The 21,284-nt window shown below is 42.9% G+C and carries 20 protein-coding genes and 2 pseudogenes; 10 read left to right on the top strand and 12 right to left on the bottom strand.

What is annotated here, in order from left to right; all coding sequences use genetic code 11:
* Window positions 1-18 precede the first annotated feature (18 nt).
* The 3 genes and pseudogenes from Q7674_RS21910 (at window position 19) to tldD (ending at window position 6,264) form a co-directional block, all read left to right on the top strand.
* Window positions 19-3,873: pseudogene (locus Q7674_RS21910) on the top strand (YhdP family protein).
* Between the two features lie 107 nt (window positions 3,874-3,980).
* The gene (locus Q7674_RS08520; protein WP_045063188.1) at window positions 3,981-4,799 is read left to right on the top strand and encodes a carbon-nitrogen hydrolase family protein; all 819 of its coding nucleotides are present in this window, start codon (window positions 3,981-3,983) and stop codon (window positions 4,797-4,799) included.
* A gap of 46 nt (window positions 4,800-4,845) precedes the next feature.
* Window positions 4,846-6,264 carry a metalloprotease TldD gene (tldD, locus tag Q7674_RS08525; RefSeq protein ID WP_439788128.1) on the top strand — a complete coding sequence of 473 codons (1,419 nt, stop codon included), beginning with the start codon at window positions 4,846-4,848 and terminating at the stop codon, window positions 6,262-6,264.
* Window positions 6,265-6,352: 88 nt separating this feature from the next.
* Here tldD and yjgA read toward each other — a convergent pair whose 3' ends face one another.
* On the bottom strand, window positions 6,353-6,877 hold the full coding sequence (gene yjgA, locus Q7674_RS08530) for a ribosome biogenesis factor YjgA (protein WP_045063186.1): 525 nt from the start codon (window positions 6,875-6,877) through the stop codon (window positions 6,353-6,355).
* A 113-nt stretch (window positions 6,878-6,990) separates the two neighbouring features.
* On the opposite strand from yjgA, the pseudogene pmbA reads away from it, so the two are divergent.
* Window positions 6,991-8,334 (top strand): annotated as a pseudogene (gene pmbA / locus Q7674_RS08535) (metalloprotease PmbA).
* Between the two features lie 88 nt (window positions 8,335-8,422).
* Here pmbA and mgtE read toward each other — a convergent pair.
* From mgtE to Q7674_RS08590, 11 genes are all read right to left on the bottom strand, one after another.
* Entirely contained in the window at window positions 8,423-9,784 is a 1,362-nt protein-coding gene (mgtE, locus tag Q7674_RS08540) for a magnesium transporter (RefSeq protein ID WP_305423536.1), read from the bottom strand.
* 292 nt (window positions 9,785-10,076) lie between these two features.
* Window positions 10,077-10,349 (bottom strand): HPr family phosphocarrier protein, encoded by a 273-nt coding sequence (locus tag Q7674_RS08545; RefSeq protein WP_045063185.1) that lies wholly within the window; start codon window positions 10,347-10,349, stop codon window positions 10,077-10,079.
* Complete coding sequence (gene rapZ, locus Q7674_RS08550; RefSeq protein ID WP_045063184.1) at window positions 10,346-11,197, bottom strand: RNase adapter RapZ; 852 nt, start codon at window positions 11,195-11,197, stop codon at window positions 10,346-10,348. The genes Q7674_RS08545 and rapZ overlap by 4 nt, the downstream gene beginning before the upstream one ends.
* A 39-nt stretch (window positions 11,198-11,236) precedes the next feature.
* Window positions 11,237-11,686, bottom strand: a complete 450-nt coding sequence (gene ptsN / locus Q7674_RS08555) for a PTS IIA-like nitrogen regulatory protein PtsN (protein WP_023933671.1) — start codon at window positions 11,684-11,686, stop codon at window positions 11,237-11,239.
* A gap of 2 nt (window positions 11,687-11,688) precedes the next feature.
* On the bottom strand, window positions 11,689-11,976 hold the full coding sequence (hpf, locus tag Q7674_RS08560) for a ribosome hibernation promoting factor (RefSeq protein WP_008987870.1): 288 nt from the start codon (window positions 11,974-11,976) through the stop codon (window positions 11,689-11,691).
* Between the two features lie 35 nt (window positions 11,977-12,011).
* Window positions 12,012-13,481, bottom strand: a complete 1,470-nt coding sequence (locus tag Q7674_RS08565) for an RNA polymerase factor sigma-54 (RefSeq protein WP_305423538.1) — start codon at window positions 13,479-13,481, stop codon at window positions 12,012-12,014.
* A gap of 72 nt (window positions 13,482-13,553) precedes the next feature.
* The gene (gene lptB / locus Q7674_RS08570; protein ID WP_008987872.1) at window positions 13,554-14,279 is read right to left on the bottom strand and encodes an LPS export ABC transporter ATP-binding protein; all 726 of its coding nucleotides are present in this window, start codon (window positions 14,277-14,279) and stop codon (window positions 13,554-13,556) included.
* A gap of 9 nt (window positions 14,280-14,288) precedes the next feature.
* Complete coding sequence (gene lptA / locus Q7674_RS08575) at window positions 14,289-14,795, bottom strand: lipopolysaccharide transport periplasmic protein LptA (RefSeq protein ID WP_045063182.1); 507 nt, start codon at window positions 14,793-14,795, stop codon at window positions 14,289-14,291.
* A complete protein-coding gene (gene lptC / locus Q7674_RS08580; protein ID WP_045063181.1) occupies window positions 14,776-15,339 on the bottom strand; it encodes an LPS export ABC transporter periplasmic protein LptC in 564 nt (187 codons plus the stop codon). Before lptC ends, lptA begins: the two co-directional genes overlap by 20 nt.
* A 63-nt stretch (window positions 15,340-15,402) precedes the next feature.
* On the bottom strand, window positions 15,403-16,374 hold the full coding sequence (locus Q7674_RS08585; RefSeq protein WP_045063180.1) for a KpsF/GutQ family sugar-phosphate isomerase: 972 nt from the start codon (window positions 16,372-16,374) through the stop codon (window positions 15,403-15,405).
* A gap of 14 nt (window positions 16,375-16,388) precedes the next feature.
* Window positions 16,389-17,348: a calcium/sodium antiporter gene (locus Q7674_RS08590; RefSeq protein ID WP_008987876.1), complete on the bottom strand. Its 960-nt coding sequence runs from the start codon at window positions 17,346-17,348 to the stop codon at window positions 16,389-16,391.
* 517 nt (window positions 17,349-17,865) lie between these two features.
* On the opposite strand from Q7674_RS08590, the gene mlaF reads away from it, so the two are divergent.
* Genes mlaF through ibaG form a run of 6 tightly spaced genes read left to right on the top strand, consistent with a single transcriptional unit; the run spans window position 17,866 to window position 21,276 of the window.
* Window positions 17,866-18,666 carry a phospholipid ABC transporter ATP-binding protein MlaF gene (mlaF, locus tag Q7674_RS08595; protein ID WP_008987877.1) on the top strand — a complete coding sequence of 267 codons (801 nt, stop codon included), beginning with the start codon at window positions 17,866-17,868 and terminating at the stop codon, window positions 18,664-18,666.
* A 53-nt stretch (window positions 18,667-18,719) separates the two neighbouring features.
* A complete protein-coding gene (mlaE, locus tag Q7674_RS08600) occupies window positions 18,720-19,502 on the top strand; it encodes a lipid asymmetry maintenance ABC transporter permease subunit MlaE (RefSeq protein ID WP_008987878.1) in 783 nt (260 codons plus the stop codon).
* A 59-nt stretch (window positions 19,503-19,561) separates the two neighbouring features.
* Window positions 19,562-20,041 (top strand): outer membrane lipid asymmetry maintenance protein MlaD, encoded by a 480-nt coding sequence (gene mlaD / locus Q7674_RS08605; RefSeq protein WP_305423541.1) that lies wholly within the window; start codon window positions 19,562-19,564, stop codon window positions 20,039-20,041.
* 8 nt (window positions 20,042-20,049) lie between these two features.
* Window positions 20,050-20,688 (top strand): phospholipid-binding protein MlaC, encoded by a 639-nt coding sequence (mlaC, locus tag Q7674_RS08610; RefSeq protein WP_008987880.1) that lies wholly within the window; start codon window positions 20,050-20,052, stop codon window positions 20,686-20,688.
* The gene (locus Q7674_RS08615) at window positions 20,685-21,002 is read left to right on the top strand and encodes an STAS domain-containing protein (RefSeq protein WP_023933661.1); all 318 of its coding nucleotides are present in this window, start codon (window positions 20,685-20,687) and stop codon (window positions 21,000-21,002) included. Before mlaC ends, Q7674_RS08615 begins: the two co-directional genes overlap by 4 nt.
* Window positions 21,003-21,021: 19 nt before the next feature.
* Window positions 21,022-21,276, top strand: a complete 255-nt coding sequence (ibaG, locus tag Q7674_RS08620; RefSeq protein WP_008987882.1) for a BolA family iron metabolism protein IbaG — start codon at window positions 21,022-21,024, stop codon at window positions 21,274-21,276.
* Window positions 21,277-21,284: the final 8 nt, after the last annotated feature.

The following is a 21,284-nucleotide window of genomic DNA, read 5'->3' on the forward strand; positions in this document are numbered from 1 at the left end:
CGGGGTATATTGTGGTTAGTGGTCATTGGCGCGGTAACACTTGCGGTCTTGATCAGCGCAATACGCTTGTTGCTTCCCCATATTGATAATTATCGTCAGCCACTTACGCAGTGGCTGTCTCAGCAAACACACACCAGCATATCAGTATCGCACATTGATGGGCATTGGCGTCCAGCTGGCCCTGAAATTACGCTCACTCAGCTTGCCGTTGCTGAGCATGATGATGACACGCCTTTAGTTGAAGTAGGACGTTCAGAGATCTACTTTGATTTTTGGCGCTCTGTTTTGACCTTTCGACCTGTTTTTAAAACAGTGCAAATCGCGCAGTTTGATTTTGATGTCACTAAACTGCCACAAACATCTTCAACAAACAGTTCTTCAGATGTTTCCCTCGCCAAGCGTTTAGAGCAATTGTTCTTTACTCGTATTGATGATGTGGTCTTAAAAGATGCCACGATCACAGTGCCATCTCCATCAGGGAAACCGCTCAAACTTGCAGTGAAACAACTCAATTGGCGTAATGATGATGGTCACCACTTAGCACAAGGTAGTGTTGGGGTGGTGGATAGTCAGTTGGGGAAAATTGAAGTACGTCTAGATGTGAAAGAAGAAGGCGGCTTATCCAGTTTAAGTGGCATTCTGTACTTAAAAGGCCAAAGTGTTTCAGTGACGCCTTGGCTAAGTAAAAAATTTGCAGGTGTGGCTGATATTACCGATAGCAGTATTGGGTTACAGGCATGGCTAACGTTAGATCAAGGCACGATTGAATCTGCAATACTGCAATTGGCTAATAGTCATATTGATTGGATAACAAATAAGAAACCGCACCAGATTGTGATTGAGAAGGGGCTCGTCGCATTACAGCCTGAAAAGATCAATAAGCAACAACAAGTATGGCGAGTTGATACGGAGCAATTTGATCTGGCGACTGATGGTATTGCGTGGCCTCAATTTGATATTGCAGCGCAATTTGCTTTAAATGGACAACATCAATTGGCTAATTGGAAAGCGACGTTAACCAATATTGAATTGGAACGCTTGTTACCATTAACCTCCTTTCTACCTAAAACTAGTAGTGCGACAGAAGCAATTAAACAGCTACAGCCAACAGGATCAATAACTAATATTCGTGTCGCAGGAAATGCCAAAAAAGCACCGCGTTTTTCGTTTGATGTAGACGATCTGGCCTTTAAGCAATGGCAGTTACTACCTGGTATTAATAAATTACATGTGCATGTTGCTGGTGATACGACAAAAGGTGTAGTGGCTTTGCGAGTGGATGATGATGCGCTGCCGTATGGCACGGTATTTCCGAAACCGCTTAATATTAATAAAGCCGATATTGACGCTTACTGGCATCGCGATGAAAACAGCACCACATTATGGAGTGATAAGCTCAATGTGGTGACCCCTGATCTCCAAGCTAAAGGTCAATTTAGACTCGACTTTTATTCAAATGCACCGACATGGCTAGCCTTTTATGGTGAAGCATCGGTAAAAGATGCTGGACAAACATGGCGCTATTTACCTCGCCCTGCATTGGGTAATAAGTTAACCCATTATTTAGCGACAGCGATTAAGGGCGGCACAGTTAAAGATGCCAAATTACTGTGGTTTGGCCCGCTGAATACTTTCCCATACCCTAAGCATGACGGCATTTTTAAAGTGGATGTACCGCTTAAAAAGGCGAAATTTCAATTTGATCCTCATTGATCATTATTGACTGATTTAGATCTTGATTTAGGTTTTAAAAATGATCGTATGACGATCAACGCCAGCCATGTAAAAACCATGTCGGCGATAGGCTCGAATGTTGTGGGTGATGCGAAATTAGCAAAAGATGGACATTTAAAGCTTGCGCTTAATATTGCAGCGCAAGGTAAGGATGTCACTGACTATATGCTAGCAACACCATTAGCCGATTCGGTAGGAAGTACGCTGCAAACCGTAGCTGTCAATGGGCGGATTAGCGCCAAATTAAATCTCGATATTCCGTTTGATGGTAGCGATGTTGATGCGAAAGGTGAGGTTTTCTTTAAAGATAATCGTATTGATTTAGCAACGCCACCACTGACGGTAGATCATGCTCAAGGCAGCTTAACCTTTGATAATGAAAAAATCGAAGCCAAAGATTTAAACGGCAAGCTATTTGAACAGCCCATTAAGCTTGGATTTACAGGAAATACTGTTGAAGATGGGCATTACCGTGTCAATGTTGATGTCGCTGGCGATTGGCAAGTGGCTCGTTTACAGCCTTATGTTCCTGCTCAATTATTAAAGTATTTATCCGGAACCAGTGCTTGGAAAACAGCAGTACAAGTTGATTTAAAAGACGATAGCTTTGCTTATAACGTTAAAAGTGTATTGCCACTTGCACATATTAAGAGTGATTTACCTTATCCATTAAACCATCAACCAAAGCTTAATCAGTCACAGTTTATGACGGTAAAAGTTGATGGCAATGCACAAGGCTTTGATGGTCAATTACAGTTACCGGATACAGCTTACCAAGCGCATGTAAACCTGATTAATGGCAAACCACAACTTGCCGCAAGCGATTTGATGATAGGTAAAAAAGAGTTGAAATCATCATTAGGGATCGGTCATGTGGTGAGCGTTGATACCAACACGTTCGATATTGATCCTTGGATAGCAGTAGCAAGTTCATGGCATCAATCAAGCCAGAGTAAAAAGCCTATTGGTAATGACTTTACTTTGCCTATCCCGAATAAAATCACGGCAAGAGTGAAGCAATTAACGCTGGGTGGTTTAGTGTGGAACGACGTTGATCTTGTTGCTCGTCATGGCCGTCAATGGTCTTTGAAAGTTGATAGTCGCCAAGCTGCAGGTTATATCACTTGGGATATGAAAGGGGCGGTGAATGCCATTTTCAAACGCTTACATGTGAATGTTCCACTGTGGGATAAGAAATCAGCATCTACTTCAGCCTCGAGCGCAACGGTAGTAAATAAAGCCCAAGTGGAAAAAACAAAACTGCTTTCATCGCCTATTGTCACTGCTGCTGACCGCCATATTATGTCCTCAATCCCCGCCATTGATCTGACGGTTTCTGATGCTTGGTTACAAGGTTATCGTTTAAGACAAGTGAGTGCTGCAATTACCAAATCAACAAATACATTAACGCTTAAAAAATTATCAGTCAGTGCAGGTAATATCAATTTAGACGCCAATGGCCGTTGGTCTTTTAAAGACGATCGAAACCATACCAATCTTGATTTTACGGTAAAAGGTAAAAACAGCTCTGATTTACTTCATCGCTTTGGAATTGAAGGTGGTGTGCAAAATGCATCATTTGATACTCAGGTATCAGCTTCTTGGTTAGGTTCTCCTTGGGCGATGGAGCGACGCACATTGAATGGCAAAGTCACGACGGATATTGGTAAAGGCTTGGTGAGTGGCGCATTTGGTGCTGGGCGATTATTGGGTTTGTTTAGCCTAGATTCCATCATTCGTAAGATGCAGCTCGATTTCTCAGGTGTTTTTGATAACGGTTTGGCGTTTAACTATATCCAAGGTACTGGTGTGATCAAGCAAGGTATTTTCCAGAGTGACAATATCAAAATGCAGGCGCTAGCAGGTGATATGTACATTAAAGGTAAGGTTAATTTGGTTAATGAAACGGTGGATGTCAACGTGAAATTTATCCCCGACTTCACCTCAGGCTTACTGGTATTAACGGCTTTTGCTGTTGCTCCTCAAACCGCGTTATATGTGTTTGCAATATCAACCGTATTATCACCCGTATTAGATGTGATCACTCAGGTGAATTATCAAGTTACAGGGCCGATTGATGCACCAAAAGTGCTTGAGCGTTCTCGATTATCCGGTGAATACACAGTGCCGAAAGAGTGATGAATGAATAGGTTGCGTTAATTTCTAGTGGTGGTACAACAATATCATCATGGTTAGTTATTGAGTGATAACAACATGTTATTAGATTTAAGTTCAGGGAGCATTTCATGGCGAAGATTGGTTTAGTACAAATGAATTCGGGAGCCGATCCTGAGCATAATTTAAGTAAATTAAAGAAGAAGGTAAAAGGACTTCAGCTACAAGGCGCTAAACTTGTCGTCACGCCAGAAAATACTTTGGTATTTGGTAGTAAAGATGATTACCTGCAATGGGCAGAGCCATTAAATGATGGTCCTTTCCAAACTGAGCTGTCGGCACTTGCTGAAAAGCTGGGTATTTGGTTGTTACTCGGTTCAATGCCAATTCGTCATTCTGATGGAACTATCACTTCAACCAGCCTGCTTTATGACGATAAAGGTCAGTTAAAAGCACATTATAATAAACTGCATATGTTTGATGTGGATGTCGCTGATAAACACCATAGCTACCGTGAGTCCGATACATTCAAAGCAGGTGATGAGATCAAAGTTGTTGCGACGCCTTACGGTAATATCGGCATGTCGATTTGCTATGATGTGCGTTTCCCAACGCTATACAGTGAGTTACGAGCACAAGGTGCTGACATCATTGTTATACCTGCTGCTTTTACTAAACTCACAGGTAAAGCTCATTGGGAAGTGTTACTGCGTGCTCGTGCAATTGAAACCCAGTGTTGGATAGTTGCTGCAGCACAATGGGGAGAGCACAATGAAGGGCGTGAAACTTGGGGACATTCGATGATTATTGATCCTTGGGGACACATTGTTGCTTGTCAGCAGCAAGGCACTGGTGTTCTGACTGCCAATATTGATTTACAATTATCTGAAAAGATCCGCGCAAATATGCCTGTTGCCGAACATGCTAAATTTTCTGTTCAACCGCGCTAAATAATTTAAGAGCAAATTAATGACCCTTAACACCGTAGAAACTACCATGCTAGACCAATCAGGTCTGGGCCGTGATGAGCTGCATAATATCTTAGGGCTGATCGCCGCAAGAGATGTCGATTATGCTGATATTTATTTCCAATCTTGCTGGCATGAGTCTCTGGTATTGGAAGACAACATCATTAAAGATGGTTCATTTAATATCGATCGCGGTGTTGGTGTACGTGCTGTTGCTGGCGAGAAAACAGGTTTTGCTTATTCCGATCAAATTAACCAATTAGCGTTAACCCAAAGTGCGAAAGCAGCACGTGGTATTGTGCGTCAAGGTGGTAATGGCAAGGTTCAAGCCTTCAGTCCATTAACCTCATCGGGTATTTATGCGCCTGTGAATCCATTAGGTAGTTTAGATAAATTCCAAAAAATTGCCTTATTGGAAGAAATTGATCGCTACATTCGTACTAAAGAGCCATTGGTAACAGAAGTGTCTGTTAGCATTAATGGCGTATACGAAGAAGTATTAGTGGCCGCCCTTGATGGCACTTATGCTGCGGATATTCGTCCATTGGTTCGTTTATCAATTAGTGTGTTAGTCGAAAAAGGCGACAAGCGCGAACGTGGTAGTGCTGGTGGCGGTGGTCGTTATGGCTACGAAGCATTCCTTGTGGAAACCGAGGGTAAGAGCCAAGCATTGCACTTTGCTGATGAAGCCATTCGCCAAGCTTTAGTGAATCTTGAAGCAGAAGCCGCACCTGCAGGTACTATGCCTGTGGTACTAGGTGCAGGTTGGCCGGGCGTGTTATTGCACGAAGCGGTAGGTCATGGCTTAGAGGGTGACTTTAACCGCAAAGGCTCATCTATGTTCTCTGGTCAACTTGGTGAGCAAGTCACTTCATCACTGTGTACTATTGTTGATGATGGCACCTTGGTTGATCGCCGTGGTTCATTAAACATCGATGATGAAGGTACACCTGCACAATATAATGTATTGGTAGAAGGCGGTAAGCTAAAAGGCTACATGCAAGATAAGCTCAATGCTCGCCTAATGGGTGTGGCACCGACAGGTAATGGTCGTCGTGAATCTTACGCACACTTACCTATGCCGCGTATGACAAATACCTACATGCTACCAGGCGAGCATACGCCAGAAGAGATTATCTCAAGTGTGAAGAAAGGTATTTACGCACCAAACTTTGGTGGTGGTCAGGTCGACATTACATCTGGTAAGTTTGTATTCTCTGCATCTGAAGCTTACTTAATTGAAAACGGTAAGATCACTCGTCCAATCAAAGGTGCAACATTAATTGGTAGTGGTATTGAAGCCATGCAGCAAGTGTCTATGGTGGGTAACGATTTAGATATCGACCGTGGTGTTGGTGTTTGTGGTAAGGCTGGTCAAAGTGTGCCAGTGGGTGTTGGTCAGCCAACACTGAAAATTGATTCAATGACAGTGGGCGGCACAGAATAAAGCCTGTTGTTATCGTGATAAAGAAAAAGCCAGCGAGATGCTGGCTTTTTGGTTTTCGGTTTCTTTATTACTTAACTAAAGGCTTAAATTAGTCTTCCAAGTATAAAGATTTTAGGTATTGGAAAATTTCGCGGTAAGCTTTACCTGGTTTTTCCTGTGCCTTTTCTTTAGTCGCTGTACGTACAAGCTGGCGTAAGTGCTGACGATCTGCATCTGGGTGATCAACTAGAATCGCGTTGATCATGCTGTCGCCATTTTCGATTAACTTGTCTCGTTTAAGCTCAAGCTTTTTCAGCGCAACAGTGTGCTGAGAGTGCTTATTACGTAACTTGTCTAATGCTGCTTGGATTGGCTCAATATCGATGAAGCGCATTTGCTTACCGATGTATTGAAGTTGACGACGACGAGCTTCTTTATTGAAGCGCTGCGCATCTTTAATCGCAGTCATCATGTCATCATCAAGAGGCATTTTAGAAAGAGCATTAGGCGTTAATTCCACTAACTCTTCACCAATCTTTTGCAGCGCATCCATGTCGCGTTTCATCTCGGATTTACTAACCCAGATGATTTCCTCTTCTTCATCCCAAGGGGCTTTTTTGTTTTTACGGCTCATAATGGGCTCACTAACACTATCAATAGCTCTATTTTATCAGTTTAATAACGATTTTGGGCGTAAATTACATTATTCTATAACCAATAAGCAAAACTCTAACCTTAAGTGATTGTATGGACGTAAGAGAACAGGTAGCCCAGCAGCGAGTTGAACTGGAAGCCGCTGTCGCGAAAGCGCTAGAAGTCAGCGGTAAACAAGCGGATGCCGCCGAAGTAGCCATTAACAAAACAACAGGGATCAGCGTATCTACACGCATGTGTGACGTTGAGAATGTTGAATTTAATAGTGATGGCGCATTGGGGATCACTGTTTATCGCGGAAATCGCAAAGGCAGTGCATCAACATCAGATTTAAGTGAAGCGGCTATTGCCCAAACAGTTGCTGCCGCACTGGATATTGCCAATTACACCTCAGAAGATCCGTTTGCAGGTCCTGGCCCAAAAGAGCTAATGGCGCGTGATATTCCTGATTTGGATCTTTTCCATCCTGATGAGCCAGAGCCTGATCGCGCAGCATCAATTGCTATTGCCGCTGAAGAAGCTGCACTGGCTTACGATCCTCGTATTAAGCAAAGTGATGGTGCAAGCTACGATAGCCATTACGGTGTACGCGTTTACGGTAATAGTCATGGCATGTTGGCAAGCTATGCATCTAGCCGCCACAGCATTAGCTGCTGTGTGATTGCTGAAGGTAAAAACGGTGAGATGGAGCGTGATTACAGCTACACGACGTCTCGTATTGCATCGGATTTATGGACGCCTGAACGTGTGGGTCGTCATGCGGCAGAGCGTACTGTCGGCCGTGTTGATGCACAAAAGCTAACAACCCGTGAAGCACCTGTGATGTTTGCCGCTGATGTGGCAACTGGCTTGTTTGGTCATCTAGTGATGGGAATTAGCGGTGCTAACTTATACCGTAAATCGTCATTTTTGGTCGATTAGTTAGGTGAGCAAATCTTCCCAGAATGGTTAAATATTAGCGAGCGTCCACATATTTTACGAGGTATGGCAAGTACGCCTTTTGATAGTGAAGGTCTCGCAACTTACGATCGTGAAATCATCCAAGATGGTGTGCTTCAAACGTACTTATTAACTAGCTATGCAGCGCGTAAAATGAATATGCAGCCAACAGGTCATGCTGGTGGTATTCATAACTGGATGGTGAAATCGACTGGCGAAAGCTTCGAGCAAATGCTGAAAAAGATGGATCGTGGTTTATTAGTCACAGAGCTAATGGGTCAGGGTGTTAACATTGTCACTAGCGATTACTCTCGTGGTGCGGCTGGTTTCTGGGTTGAAAATGGTCAGATCCAATTTCCAGTATCGGAGATCACCATTGCAGGCAACCTAAAAGACATGATGCAAAACATTGTGGCGATTGGTAATGATACGGAAACACGTAGCCAGATTTTAACTGGCTCGATGCTGCTAGATTCAATGAAGATTGCTGGTGAGTAATACTCATCGCAGTGAAGAGTAAGCGGTAAAAGAAGAAAGCCCGAATCACTGATTCGGGCTTTTGTTTATCTTATGGTAACCATATTTATTATGGCGTGATAAAGATAGTAGCAAGGCCAAGGAACACCATGAGACCGACAATATCGGTACAGGTGGTTAATGCCATACCGCCAGCAAGCGCTGGATCTATCTTGAGCTTCTTCAAGCCAATTGGGATCAATACCCCAGCCACACCTGCGACAAACAAGTTTGCCAACATTGCCCCTGCCATAATGGCACCAAGCATTAAACTGCCTTTCCAAATCACCACGACAGCACCAATAATTAATGCCCATACAAAGCCATTAATTAAACCAACGCGGGCTTCTTTACTCAGTAACCAGCGGGTGTTGGTATCACCAATGTGACCGACCGCTAAACCACGAATAACCAGCGCTACTGTTTGGTTACCTGCAACACCACCCATAGAAGGTACGATAGTCATTAATACGGCAACGGTCGCCATCTGCTGTAAAGTGTTTTCAAACATGTTGGAAACAGAGGCTGCAGCCAATGCTGTTAATACGTTAACACCTAACCAAATACTACGACTTTTTGCCGATTTAATAACAGGTGCAAAGGTATCTTCGTCATCATCCATACCAGCCATACTCATCATTGAGTGCTCGGCTTCTTCACGGATAATGTCAACAACGTCATCGATGGTAATACGACCTAACAGGTGATTATTTTCATCGACAACAAGTGCTGAAACCCAATTACGGCGTTCAAACAGGTTGGCAATTTCACTGTCAGCCATATCAACAGGGATCGCTTCATCGGCATCTTCCATCACATCCTTGATCTCAACATCAGGTTGCGTTGTGATCAGGCTTGCCAGAGATAAATGACCAATTAACGTCTCATTTTCATCCACTACATATAGCGCATCGGTGGCTTCAGGAAGTTCACCACGCATACGTAAGTAACGTAAAACCACATCCGCTGTGACATCACCACGAATAGTAATGAAATCGGTACTCATCATACCGCCAGCGGTATCTTCTGGGTACGCTAACGCTTTTTCGATACGATGACGATCGGTGGCATCCATTTGTGCCAATACTTCTTGATAACGTTCATCAGGAAGGCTACGAAGTACGTAAGCGACGTCATCACTTTCCATCCCCTCGGTAACAGCCGCCAGTTTTTCTGGCTCCATTTGCGAGACGATGCCATCTTTTACATCTTCAGATAGCTCATCTAGGATCTCACCTTGCTCTTCGGGATCCGTCAGTTGCCATAGCACTTGACGTTCTTTAGGAGGAGAGGCTTCTAATAGATGTGCAATATCTTCCGGCTCCATATCTTGTAGGAGTCGGCGAACATGGACAAACATGCCATTTTCTAAAGCTGTATTAACTTCTTGGAGTCGTTGATGGGTTTGATCTTGTTCTAATACATCCGCCATAGGTATTAGGCCCACTTATATTTTGATGGCGCAATAAGCTGAATTTTAACGTAACCACCTAGCTTTTGTCTCATATGATTTACGTCTGAATGGTGAATTTATCCTTCAGACACATGTGTTATATACAATTGCTTATGATTGAAACGAAAAGTTATCGCCTGTTGCCTATAGAGTTATTAATCATAGCGGTAATCGAAGTGGAATTTTAGATGTGCACTAGCGTTTTTACGTATAAGAAACATAGAGTAGAGGCACAGCAAACTATTTTGATAGTCATATAACAAAGAGAGCATTAACTCTCTTCATCAAATCCAGCCTCGATTAATGCAGAAATCGCTTCGAGTGCAGCGGTTTCATCATTACCTTTTGCACTGACCATGATTTTTTGTCCTTGTGCTGAATCAAGCATTAAAAGCCCCATCACACTGTCTGCAGTGGCTGAGACATCGTCGTTACTGACGGTGATCACGGCACTGAAACTTTGTGCTAGCTCAACCAGTTTAATGGCAGCACGTGCGTGTAAGCCTAAGCGGTTTTTAATGAATAATTCGCGTTGGACTGTCATCGTTTCTCTTCTAATGTGCGGTGGCGAACTTGGACTTGTTGCCCTTGATGCTCAAAGTAATCTGCAAGAGACTGCGCAATATAAACAGAGCGATGTTGACCGCCAGTACAGCCAATGGCAACAGTGACATAACTGCGGTTGTTTTTCTCCAGCATAGGTAGCCAAGTTTCGATGAAATTACGGATTTGGTAATTTAATTGGTTCACTTCGCTTTGGCTGGATAGGAAATCTTTAACGCCTTGATCTAGCCCTGTTTGCGGTTTTAGCTCAGGTACCCAGTGAGGGTTCGGTAAAAAACGCACATCAAATACGTAATCTGCATCTGAGGGTAAACCGTGCTTAAAGCCAAAAGATTCAAACACCAGGATCAGCTCTTTGGCTTCACGTCCTAATACACGAGCGCGCACTGTTTCGCTTAAATCATGAATGGATTTATTGGTGGTATCGATCACCAGATCTGCATGCTCTTTAAGATCGCCCAGCAGTTGGTGCTCAGTGGTGATTGCTTGCTCTAGCGTCATATTCTGGCGAGACAAAGGATGTAAGCGACGCGTTTCGCTGTAGCGTTTAACCAATTCTTTATCATCGGCATCAAGGAAAAGAACATTCACATCAATGTCTTTTTCCAAAGACTTTAGAATACGTTCTACTTCACCTGGTTGTTGCGGCATGTTTCGGACATCGATGCTAACAGCAATGTCTTGCTCGGTATGGGCGATATCGCGAATAAACTGCGGCAGCAGATTAACGGGAAGATTATCGACACAGTAATAGCCGAGATCTTCTAGTACACGTAGGGCGACAGATTTTCCAGAACCAGAGCGGCCACTGACAACCATCAACATCATGGTTTATTTACCTCGGAATTAGGGATATGAAGCAGGAGATTATGATTCATCGGTTAAGATCTGATACAGCTCTTGATCGTTTTTCGCATTACGAAGCTGCTTACACACTTGCTTATTGCCGAGCTTCTCAGCCATGCTTGCAAGGGTTTTAAGGTGTTCTTTACATTGATCTTCTGGAACAAAAAGAGCGAATAACAGATCAACGGGTTGGTTATCTATCGCATCAAAATCAATGGGCTCTTGGCACTGAACTAATACCGCAATAGCTTGGTCGCTATTACTGATACGTCCATGTGGGATAGCAATGCCGTTACCGATACCTGTTGTGCCCATCTTCTCGCGATTGAGCATGCATTCAAATAAAGGCTGTGGATTTTGATCGAGATGAGCGGCAGCGATCTCACTAATGAGTTCTAGCGCGCGCTTTTTGCTGGAGCAAGGGACTGCACTTTTTGTGCAGTCCAGGCTCAATACATGACTAAGTTGCATAGTTAGTGGCTGTTGAGCTTATCTTTGTGTTTATTTAATTGGCGGACGAGTTTATCAGTCAATTCATCAATAGCGGCATACATATTTTCAGAATCCGCCTTTGCGTGGATTTCCCCTGCGTTAATATGCAGAGTAGCTTCTGCAATTTGCTGCAGTTTTTCAACATTAAGAATGACTTGCACGTTATTGATTTTATCGAAGAAGCGCTCAAGTTTTTCGAACTTGGTTAAGACATATTCACGTAGAGAATCGGTTACATCAACATGGTGCCCTGTAATATTGATTTGCATAGACATCTTCCTTCTGTTGGATCTGAACGAGTAGTTTAGATCAGACGTTTTCGCTGATTCGATGGCGGAATACCTAGAGATTCACGGTACTTAGCGATAGTACGCCTTGCAACCATGATCCCTTGCTCTGCTAATAGTGTGGCAATTTTGCTATCACTTAATGGCTTTGCTTGGTTTTCAGCAGCAACAAGTTTCTTCACCAGTGCGCGGATCGCAGTAGACGAACATTCGCCACCGTTATCCGTACTGACATGACTTGAGAAGAAGTATTTCAATTCAAAAATACCTCGAGGTGTATGCATGTATTTCTGCGTAGTCACTCGAGATATGGTGGATTCATGCATTTCTACGGCAAGCGCGATGTCATTTAACACCATAGGTTTCATCGCTTCTTCGCCATACTCAAAGAAGTCTTGCTGATGTTCGACAATGCAGCGAGCAACTTTAAGTAATGTTTCATTCCTACTTTCTAAGCTTTTGATCAGCCATTTCGCATCTTGGAGGTGAGTACGGATGAACTGACTATCAGCACTATTGCGTGTGTTTTTGCTAAGGGCTGCGTATTGTTCGTTGACCTTGATACGCGGCACGCTATCTGGATTGATGGTAACGACCCATTTACCGTGATCTTTAAACACAGATACGTCTGGTACGACGTATTCGGTATCTGTGCTGATAACGCGATTACCCGGGCGAGGATCAAGCGAGTGGATCAGTGCCATTGTCGCTTTTAGATCAGGCTCTTTTAATTTGGTGTCGCGCATTAATTGGCGATAGTCACGATTACCCAACAGATCAATATGCTCAGCAAGGAGCATTTTTGCTTCGGCGAGCCATTGGGTATCAGATGGATAGGTCGCTAATTGGAGTAATAAGCACTCTTGTAAATTACGAGAAGCAACACCAAGGGGGTCGAATTGTTGAACGCGCTTCAGTACCGCCTCTACTTCATCAAGTTCGATCTCTTCATCTTCAAAGCTTTCTAAAATATCTTCTGTTGAACAAGAGAGATAACCTTTCTCGTCAACTGCATCAATAATGGCTGTTGCGATGGCGAGATCGGTTTCACTAAATGGGGTCAAGTGAACTTGCCACATTAGGTAATCTTGAAGTGATTCCGTGGTTTCGCCTTGATAAACAGGCACATCGTCATCTAGTGCGATACCTGTGCTGCCTGTTCCTGCGCTATAAACATCATCCCATGTGGTATCAACAGGAAGATCTTCTGGCATTTCGTGGGTATCAATAGCATCTGCGGTATCAAAACTTTCAATGTCATCAATATTGTCTGATACGTCATCTTTTGCTGAATCAGCCGCAGTTTTATCTTCTGTTGTTGAAAGTTCTTCATTCTCTTCCAGCTCTAACAATGGGTTACCATCGAGTGCTTCTTGGATTTCCTGTTGGAGATCCAAAGTGGAAAGCTGCAGCAGTCGAATGGCTTGCTGTAGCTGTGGCGTCATGTACAGTTGTTGGCCTAGCTTAAGCTGGAGCGAAGTTTTCATTAACGTAGATATACCTTGTCGTTATTATTTTTATACTGTGGCTTTTTCTTCAATCGCAGACCTATCTGTGCGTTATAGACGGAACTGATCACCTAGGTAAACACGCTTAACATGTTCATCGTTAAGGACATGATCCGGTGAACCGTTCGCAATAAGATGCCCTTGACTTACGATATACGCATGTTCACAGACATCAAGTGTTTCCCTTACATTATGGTCTGTTATTAAGACACCAAGCCCACGATCACGTAAATGTTCAATGATCTTTTTGATGTCGATCACGGAGATTGGGTCAACACCAGCAAAAGGCTCATCAAGTAAAATAAATTTTGGGTTCGCAGCCAGTGCACGTGCAATTTCTACACGGCGTCGCTCACCACCTGATAGCGATTGACCTAGACTGTCACGAATATGCTGGATGTTAAATTCATCAAGCAGATCTTCTGCCTTGTCTTGGCGCTGTTCTTTCGTTAACTCTTTGCGGGTTTGCAGTACCGCCATTAAGTTATCGTAAACACTTAAACGACGGAAAATCGATGCTTCCTGAGGAAGGTAGCCAATACCCATGCGAGAACGATTATGCATAGGTTGAAGACTGATATCTTCACCATCAATAGTGATGGTACCTTCATCGCGAGCAACAAGACCCACAATCATATAAAACGATGTCGTTTTACCTGCACCGTTTGGACCTAGTAGGCCCACAATTTTTCCAGACTCAACCTCAAGGCTTACATCTGAAACAACTTTACGTCCGTTGTAGCTTTTTGCGAGGTGTTCAGCTTTTAGAATAGCCATAGATACTGTTTATTTCTTGTTATTGTTCAATTGATTTGGTTGGATGACCGTTGTTACGCGTTCATTATCGCCACTTTTTGCCATCAAACGTTGCTCATCGATCTTGTAAGTGATGACGTTACCTTTGATTTCACTACCGTCTTGATTTAAGACCGCTTTATCGGTCATTTTCAAGAATTCAGTCTTAGTTTCGTAGCGCATTTTTAGCGCTTCGCCATCAATAGGTTTACCATCATCCATGATTTGATGGAAGGTGGCAGGGTTACCATAAGCAACAATGGTTTGCTCTTTTGATTTGCTATTAGGGCGTGTTACCACGACTTTGTTAGCACGAATATCAATAGTACCTTGGCGCAGTTTTACATTGCCGACAAACGTAGCGATGTTGTTTTGCACATCGATTTCTTGGCTATCAGAATCAATGTTAATAGGTTGCTTTGTATCACTTTTTAATGCCCAAGACGGTGCGCTGACACATAATAAGCATAGTAGAGCACTAATTTTGATTCGGTTCATATCTACTTTTCACATTCTTTAAGAGTTTAGCTACTTTACGCTTCATATTACCTGTCATACCGTCACCTTGGTTTTGAAAGGCGGGACCGATAATGGTTACGTGGTCTTGAGTATTAAAATCTTGCGTTTCAATATTCAATTGCAAGTTATCGGTTTTGATCACTTGAATATCTGAATCAGGCAGTAAGTTAAACATACGTACATTGCCATGAAGATTCAGGATGTTTTTGTTATCTAGCATGGCGGTATTTGCGCTAATACGCCATTCCGCGTTGGTGCCGTCTTTGAATACCCACAGCACTGGTTTTACAAAGTCGGTTTGACCGCTTTTTTCAAAATATTCAAGATGATCAGAGTCGATCTGGTAACTACGAATACCAGAAAGATTAAACGTTGTATTGCTAATATCATTACCAATGAACACGGGCTTTTCATCATCAGGTTTTACCTGACCGTCTTTCTGCCAATGTTGTTCAAGTTGGTAATAGCCTAACCATGCACAAAATACTGCGAGAAGTACATAGAGTAGCCTTTTTAAAGTCATAGACTTAAGCCTTTATCATATTTCATTGTTCTTATGCGTTACGCAATCTGCCTGCGTATGCTACTACATCACGCCTGCTTTTAATAAATCATGCATGTTGAGCGCCCCAACAAGTTGATTATTTTCGGTCACTAATAATCCATTGATCTTACGATCTTCCATTATTTTCAGCCCTTCTGCTGCCAGTAACTGAGGGGAGATCGTTTGTGGATTACGTGACATCACATCACCGATACTCGTGTCATGAATATCGATATGTTTATCAAGTAGGCGACGTAAATCGCCATCGGTGAAGATGCCACTTAGCTCTTGTTGATGATTGACGACTGCTGTCATCCCTAAGCCTTTTCGTGAGATCTCAAGCAGAGCGTCTTTGATACTGGCCGTTTCTTCAATAATAGGCAGCATTTCACCGCTATGCATGACATCAGCGATACGCATTAATAATTTACGACCTAATGCACCACCAGGATGAGAAAGGGCAAAATCATCAGCAGTAAAGCCACGCGCTTCCATTACAGAAATCGCGAGGGCATCACCCATAACTAGTGTTGCTGTGGTACTTGATGTTGGTGCTAAGTTCAGTGGACAGGCTTCTTTTTCTACTGTTATTTGTAAATTCACAATCGCCATTTTCGCCATGCTGGAGTTTGGTTTTCCTGTCATGCTGATCATCGGAATACCTAAACGTTTAATCACAGGCAATAGTGCTAGAATTTCAGAGGCTTCACCAGAGTTTGAAATCGCAATAACCACATCTTCAGGCTTGATCATGCCCAGATCGCCGTGGCTTGCTTCACCAGGGTGAACAAAGAAAGCTGGGGTGCCTGTACTGGCGAGAGTTGCGGCCAGTTTACGTCCAATATGACCAGATTTTCCCATTCCCATTACAATGACTTTTCCTTGGCAGTCTAAGACAAGCTGGCAAGCCGTATTAAAACTGTCGTCGATGTAATGACTGATGTTTTGCAGTGCTTGGATTTCAATATCCAACACTTGTTTGCCATGACTGCAAAAGTCAAAGGAGTGAGGCATCTGACAATTCTCCATTATGCGGAAACGTTTAAGAATAGGTAGGCTTGGTAGGCAATAAAGCAAATAACCAAAATACCACCTTCAACACGATTGATACGACGACGTTTACCAAGTGCCATCAGTAATAGCAATACAGATAGGGCTAACATGACATAAAAATCACGGCTCATCGCAAGTGGGCTTAATACTGATGGGTTAAGAAGGCCAGGGATCCCCATTACCGCAAGAATATTAAAGACGTTAGAGCCGATAATATTACCGACAGCCATATCATCTTCACCTTTGTAGATACTTGCGATGGAAGCGGCTAGCTCTGGTAAGCTAGTACCGACAGCAATAATGGTTAAACCAATAACCAAATCACTCATACCAAAGTATTTAGCGATAGTGACTGCTGACTCTACCACCATATCTGATGAATAAAGTAGTAGACCTAAACCAATAAAGACCCAAATTAATGCTGACGAGTTACTAACACCTGTTGGAATTTCTTCCTCTTGGTTTTCCATCAATGGATCGTTTTTACTTGCGCGACTAATTTTCAGCATCGCAAGCAGGAACAGAACAAATAGGACGGCAAGGAAAACACCTTCCATACGGCCGAGGTAGTTATCCCATAGCAATAAGCCAGCAATAACAGTAACACCTAGCATTAAAGGTAATTCACGGCGAATAATTGTGGAGCTGATAGAAAGCGGCTTAAGTAGCGCTGTAATACCTAAAATAAGGGCAATATTAGCAATGTTAGAGCCTAGCACATTACCGACAGCGGTATCTGTTTTGCCTGCAAGTGCTGCTGTGGCTGAAACCATCATTTCAGGAGCAGATGAGCCCATTGCGAGGATAGTCATACCGATCACAAGCGGCGCAACACCAAAATTGCGTGCAAGTGCGGCTGCACCATAGACAAGCCTGTCTGCACTCCACACTAATAAAACTAACCCTACACAGAGCAACACAATGGCTTCGAGCATTCTAATCCCTTTTAAAAATGGCACGTTGAAACGATGGAAGTGAATCAATCGTTGAGTCGTATTTGATCTTTGCGGCTAATTTTGACGGTTAGCAACGCAAAAGGGAAGTATAACAAATGACTAATTCTCTCATTCACTGCATTTAGATGTGAAAATAACAAATAAGATGAATTTCTTATCTTAGGCTTGTAAAGCACACTCTTTTTATCAGGTTTTTTGAATGTTATGAATGGTGTACAATTATGAGTTGAAATAAAACTAAAGGCATAGCGGAAGAGATAAATAGGGATACCTATTGATGAAAGCTGCTGCAATGATTGTTAAATAAACAAAAATAGCTGGGAGATAAGCCGACTAACTTGAGTTGGTGATTTATTCTCCTTATCATCGTCGGCTATAATATTTTTTCACATAATGATGAGAGTTTTTATGTGATTAATTTTTAGTTGGCTGATTTTTAAAATAATTATCGGTATTTCATAAAGAATCACCAGTAAATAGAGGCGAATACGAAGCAATGGCTAAAAGCGATATACTGGTTTCGATTAAAAACCTTACTTTTTCTCGTGGTGAGCGCTACATTTTTGATGATATCTCCCTTGATGTACCAAGAGGAAAAGTCACAGCTATCATGGGGCCATCAGGGATTGGTAAAACCACATTATTACGCTTGATCGGCGGTCAAATAGCACCAGAAAAAGGTGAGGTTTGGTTTGATGAATGGAATATACCGACGTTAAGTCGACGTGATTTATATCAAGCACGTAAACGTATGAGCATGCTGTTTCAATCGGGTGCGCTTTTTACCGATATGAATGTGTTTGATAACGTTGCATTTCCGCTACGAGAGCACACTGAACTACCGGAAGACTTACTGCGCAGCTTAGTACTGTTAAAGCTTGAAGCGGTTGGCTTGCGAGGTGCGGCAGAATTAATGCCCAATGAGCTATCAGGTGGTATGGCACGTCGTGCTGCATTGGCGCGTGCAATTGCACTTGATCCTGAGCTGATGATGTACGATGAGCCGTTTGTTGGTCAAGATCCGATCACCATGGGTGTGCTGGTAGAATTGATCAGTAGCTTAAATAAAGCGTTGGGCATGACATCGGTGGTGGTTTCACACGATGTACCTGAAGTGATGAGTATTGCTGATTATGTTTACCTGCTATCTGGCGGAAAGATTATCGGTAGTGGTACGCCACAAGAGCTACGTGATAATCCAGATCCTCGGGTTCGTCAGTTCCTCGATGGTGACGCTGATGGACCAGTGCCATTTAAATTCCCCGCTCAGCCGTTAGAACAAGATCTCTTTGGTTAAGCATTTAGCTCGATGTGCCAGACACATCGGTAATTACATGGATAATGAGCAAAATGATTGTTAATGCGATAGCTCGTATAGGGCGAAGCGGTATTGATAAATGCCAAACCATAGGGCGGGCAACGCTCATGTTGTTTGGGGCATTGGTCAGTAAGCCTCAACCTGTAAAAATGTTTCCGTTATTGATGAAGCAACTCTACTCAGTAGGTGTGTTGTCAATGGCGATTATTTTAGTTTCAGGTCTGTTTATTGGCATGGTATTGAGTCTGCAAGGCTATATTGTACTAGCAGATTTTGGTGCTGAAACCAGTTTAGGGCAGATGGTAGCGTTATCGCTATTACGTGAGTTAGGCCCTGTTGTGACTGCACTATTGTTTGCAGGACGTGCGGGCTCTGCTTTGACTGCTGAAATTGGTTTGATGAAAGCCACAGAGCAGCTTTCTAGTATGGAGATGATGGCGGTTGATCCACTACGTCGTGTGATTGCACCACGTTTTTGGGCGGGAGTGATCTCGATGCCATTGTTAGCATTAATGTTCAGTGTGGTCGGTTTATGGGGTGCCCAGATCGTTGGTGTTGATTGGAAAGGGATTGATTACGGTAGTTTCTGGTCCGTGATGCAATCATCAGTGAATTTTAGCTATGACATTGGTAATAGCATTATTAAAGCTGTTGTCTTTGCAATCACAGTAACTTGGATTGCGGTATTTAACGGTTACGATGCGGTGCCAACCTCTGAAGGGATCAGCCGAGCGACAACACGCACCGTTGTTAATTCATCACTAGCCGTTTTGGGTTTAGATTTTATTTTGACCGCGCTGATGTTTGGCAGCTAGGTAAAAAGGATTGTCGACATTGTTGTCGGCGTGGCAAAACAGATTAAGTGGATAAAAGCATGCAACAAAATAAACGACTAGAATTATGGGTTGGCGTATTTATGCTAGCTAGCATTGCTGCATTATTGGTATTAGCATTCAAAGTAGCGAATGTGCAAAACTTTGGCAGCAGTGAAACATACACCTTAAAAGCACACTTCGATAATATCGGCGGTTTAAAAGTACGTTCACCAGTGAAAGTAGGTGGTGTTACTGTTGGTGAAGTGACGGCAATTACCTTGGATAAAGAAACCTATGTTCCAATGGTGACGTTAGCGATTAACAAAAAATTTGGTTACTTTCCAGAAACCAGCTCTGCCTCTATCTTAACTTCAGGTTTATTAGGTGAGCAGTATCTTGGTATTTCACCAGGATTTGTTGATGAAGATGTGGATATGCTGCATAACGGTGATCTTATTGAAGACACTAAATCTGCGTTAGTATTAGAAGATATGATTGGTAAAGTGCTTTATAGCATTGGCGGCGACAAAAAAGACTAGGAGCACCCATGAAATTTTTACGATGCCTAATGCTGGCTTTTCTTGCCCTACCAATGTTGGCTCAAGCTGCAACAGTAGATCAAACCAATCCATACACCATGATGGATAAAGTGTCAGCGAAGCTATTTCAAACATTAAAAGCTGAACAACCAAAGATCCAAGCAAACCCTGAAGAATTACGTATTATCGTTAAGCAGGAATTACTGCCATACATCAATGCGCGTTATGCTGCTTATAAAGTGTTAGGTAACAACAACCTAAAGAAAGCAACAGCGGCACAGCGTGATGCATTCACTAAAGCATTCACAGACTACCTTGTGGCTTCTTACGCTCAGGTACTGACTCAATACACTGATCAGAAGATCCAAATTGAGCCTGCAAAACCAGTCCCTGCAGATCGCAGTATTGTCTCTGTTCGCGTCGATATCATCGATCCTCAACGTCCACCTATTCGTCTTGATTTCAAACTACGTTTGAACAAAAAGACAAAAGAATGGCAAGGATTTGACATGGTCGCTGAAGGAGTCAGTATGATTTCTACTAAACAAAGCGAATGGAGTGGTGAGCTTCGCACTAAGGGTATCGATGTGGTAACACAGAACCTACGCGATCTTGCTGCTAAGCCGATTCAGATCGAGAAAAAATGATCATGTCTGAGGATAAGATCAGTTGGCAAGCTCTCGGTAATGACCAATATTGCTTGTCAGGTTGTTTAGAACGTGACACAGTGCCAGCCTTTTGGCTACGTAGAAAAGAGTGGATGCCTGATACAAACAAGGTATCGCTCGATCTAGGTGGCTTGAGTCGGGTAGACTCAGCTGGCATGGTGATGCTATTACATCTTCACCAACAGTTAAGCAGCGCAGGATGTGACTTCACACTGCTTAATGTGCCCGAGCAGTTAAAAACATTATTACGCTTGAGCCATGTTGAACCTATATTAGCAACTTGCATGAAGTGAGTTGTAGCGAGGATAGCTTGTGGAAATCTCTGAGATTAAACAAATTCTAGAAACCGCCTTAGATCTTGATGAAGTGATCGTTAAAGGTGAAGGTAGCCACTACGAAGTGATTGCAGTGGGTACACTTTTTGACGGCATGAGCCGAGTTAAAAAACAACAAACTATTTATGGTCCATTAATGGATCGAATTGCAGCAAACGACATTCATGCGTTAACTATCAAAACATACACGCCAGAAGAGTGGGCGCGTGATAAGAAGTTAATGTCGTTATAACGAGGTAA

It is taken from the genome of Photobacterium leiognathi, assembly GCF_030685535.1.
GTDB lineage: Bacteria > Pseudomonadota > Gammaproteobacteria > Enterobacterales > Vibrionaceae > Photobacterium > Photobacterium leiognathi.

Coding starts and splice junctions, on each gene's coding strand:
- Q7674_RS08520 (WP_045063188.1), top strand. CDS start 3,981: ATGGCGAAGATTGGTTTAGTACAAATGAATTCGGGAGCCGATCCTGAG.
- tldD (WP_439788128.1), top strand. CDS start 4,846: ATGCTAGACCAATCAGGTCTGGGCCGTGATGAGCTGCATAATATCTTA.
- yjgA (WP_045063186.1), bottom strand. CDS start 6,877: ATGAGCCGTAAAAACAAAAAAGCCCCTTGGGATGAAGAAGAGGAAATC.
- mgtE (WP_305423536.1), bottom strand. CDS start 9,784: ATGGCGGATGTATTAGAACAAGATCAAACCCATCAACGACTCCAAGAA.
- Q7674_RS08545 (WP_045063185.1), bottom strand. CDS start 10,349: ATGACAGTCCAACGCGAATTATTCATTAAAAACCGCTTAGGCTTACAC.
- rapZ (WP_045063184.1), bottom strand. CDS start 11,197: ATGATGTTGATGGTTGTCAGTGGCCGCTCTGGTTCTGGAAAATCTGTC.
- ptsN (WP_023933671.1), bottom strand. CDS start 11,686: ATGCAACTTAGTCATGTATTGAGCCTGGACTGCACAAAAAGTGCAGTC.
- hpf (WP_008987870.1), bottom strand. CDS start 11,976: ATGCAAATCAATATTACAGGGCACCATGTTGATGTAACCGATTCTCTA.
- Q7674_RS08565 (WP_305423538.1), bottom strand. CDS start 13,481: ATGAAAACTTCGCTCCAGCTTAAGCTAGGCCAACAACTGTACATGACG.
- lptB (WP_008987872.1), bottom strand. CDS start 14,279: ATGGCTATTCTAAAAGCTGAACACCTCGCAAAAAGCTACAACGGACGT.
- lptA (WP_045063182.1), bottom strand. CDS start 14,795: ATGAACCGAATCAAAATTAGTGCTCTACTATGCTTATTATGTGTCAGC.
- lptC (WP_045063181.1), bottom strand. CDS start 15,339: ATGACTTTAAAAAGGCTACTCTATGTACTTCTCGCAGTATTTTGTGCA.
- Q7674_RS08585 (WP_045063180.1), bottom strand. CDS start 16,374: ATGCCTCACTCCTTTGACTTTTGCAGTCATGGCAAACAAGTGTTGGAT.
- Q7674_RS08590 (WP_008987876.1), bottom strand. CDS start 17,348: ATGCTCGAAGCCATTGTGTTGCTCTGTGTAGGGTTAGTTTTATTAGTG.
- mlaF (WP_008987877.1), top strand. CDS start 17,866: ATGGCTAAAAGCGATATACTGGTTTCGATTAAAAACCTTACTTTTTCT.
- mlaE (WP_008987878.1), top strand. CDS start 18,720: ATGATTGTTAATGCGATAGCTCGTATAGGGCGAAGCGGTATTGATAAA.
- mlaD (WP_305423541.1), top strand. CDS start 19,562: ATGCAACAAAATAAACGACTAGAATTATGGGTTGGCGTATTTATGCTA.
- mlaC (WP_008987880.1), top strand. CDS start 20,050: ATGAAATTTTTACGATGCCTAATGCTGGCTTTTCTTGCCCTACCAATG.
- Q7674_RS08615 (WP_023933661.1), top strand. CDS start 20,685: ATGATCATGTCTGAGGATAAGATCAGTTGGCAAGCTCTCGGTAATGAC.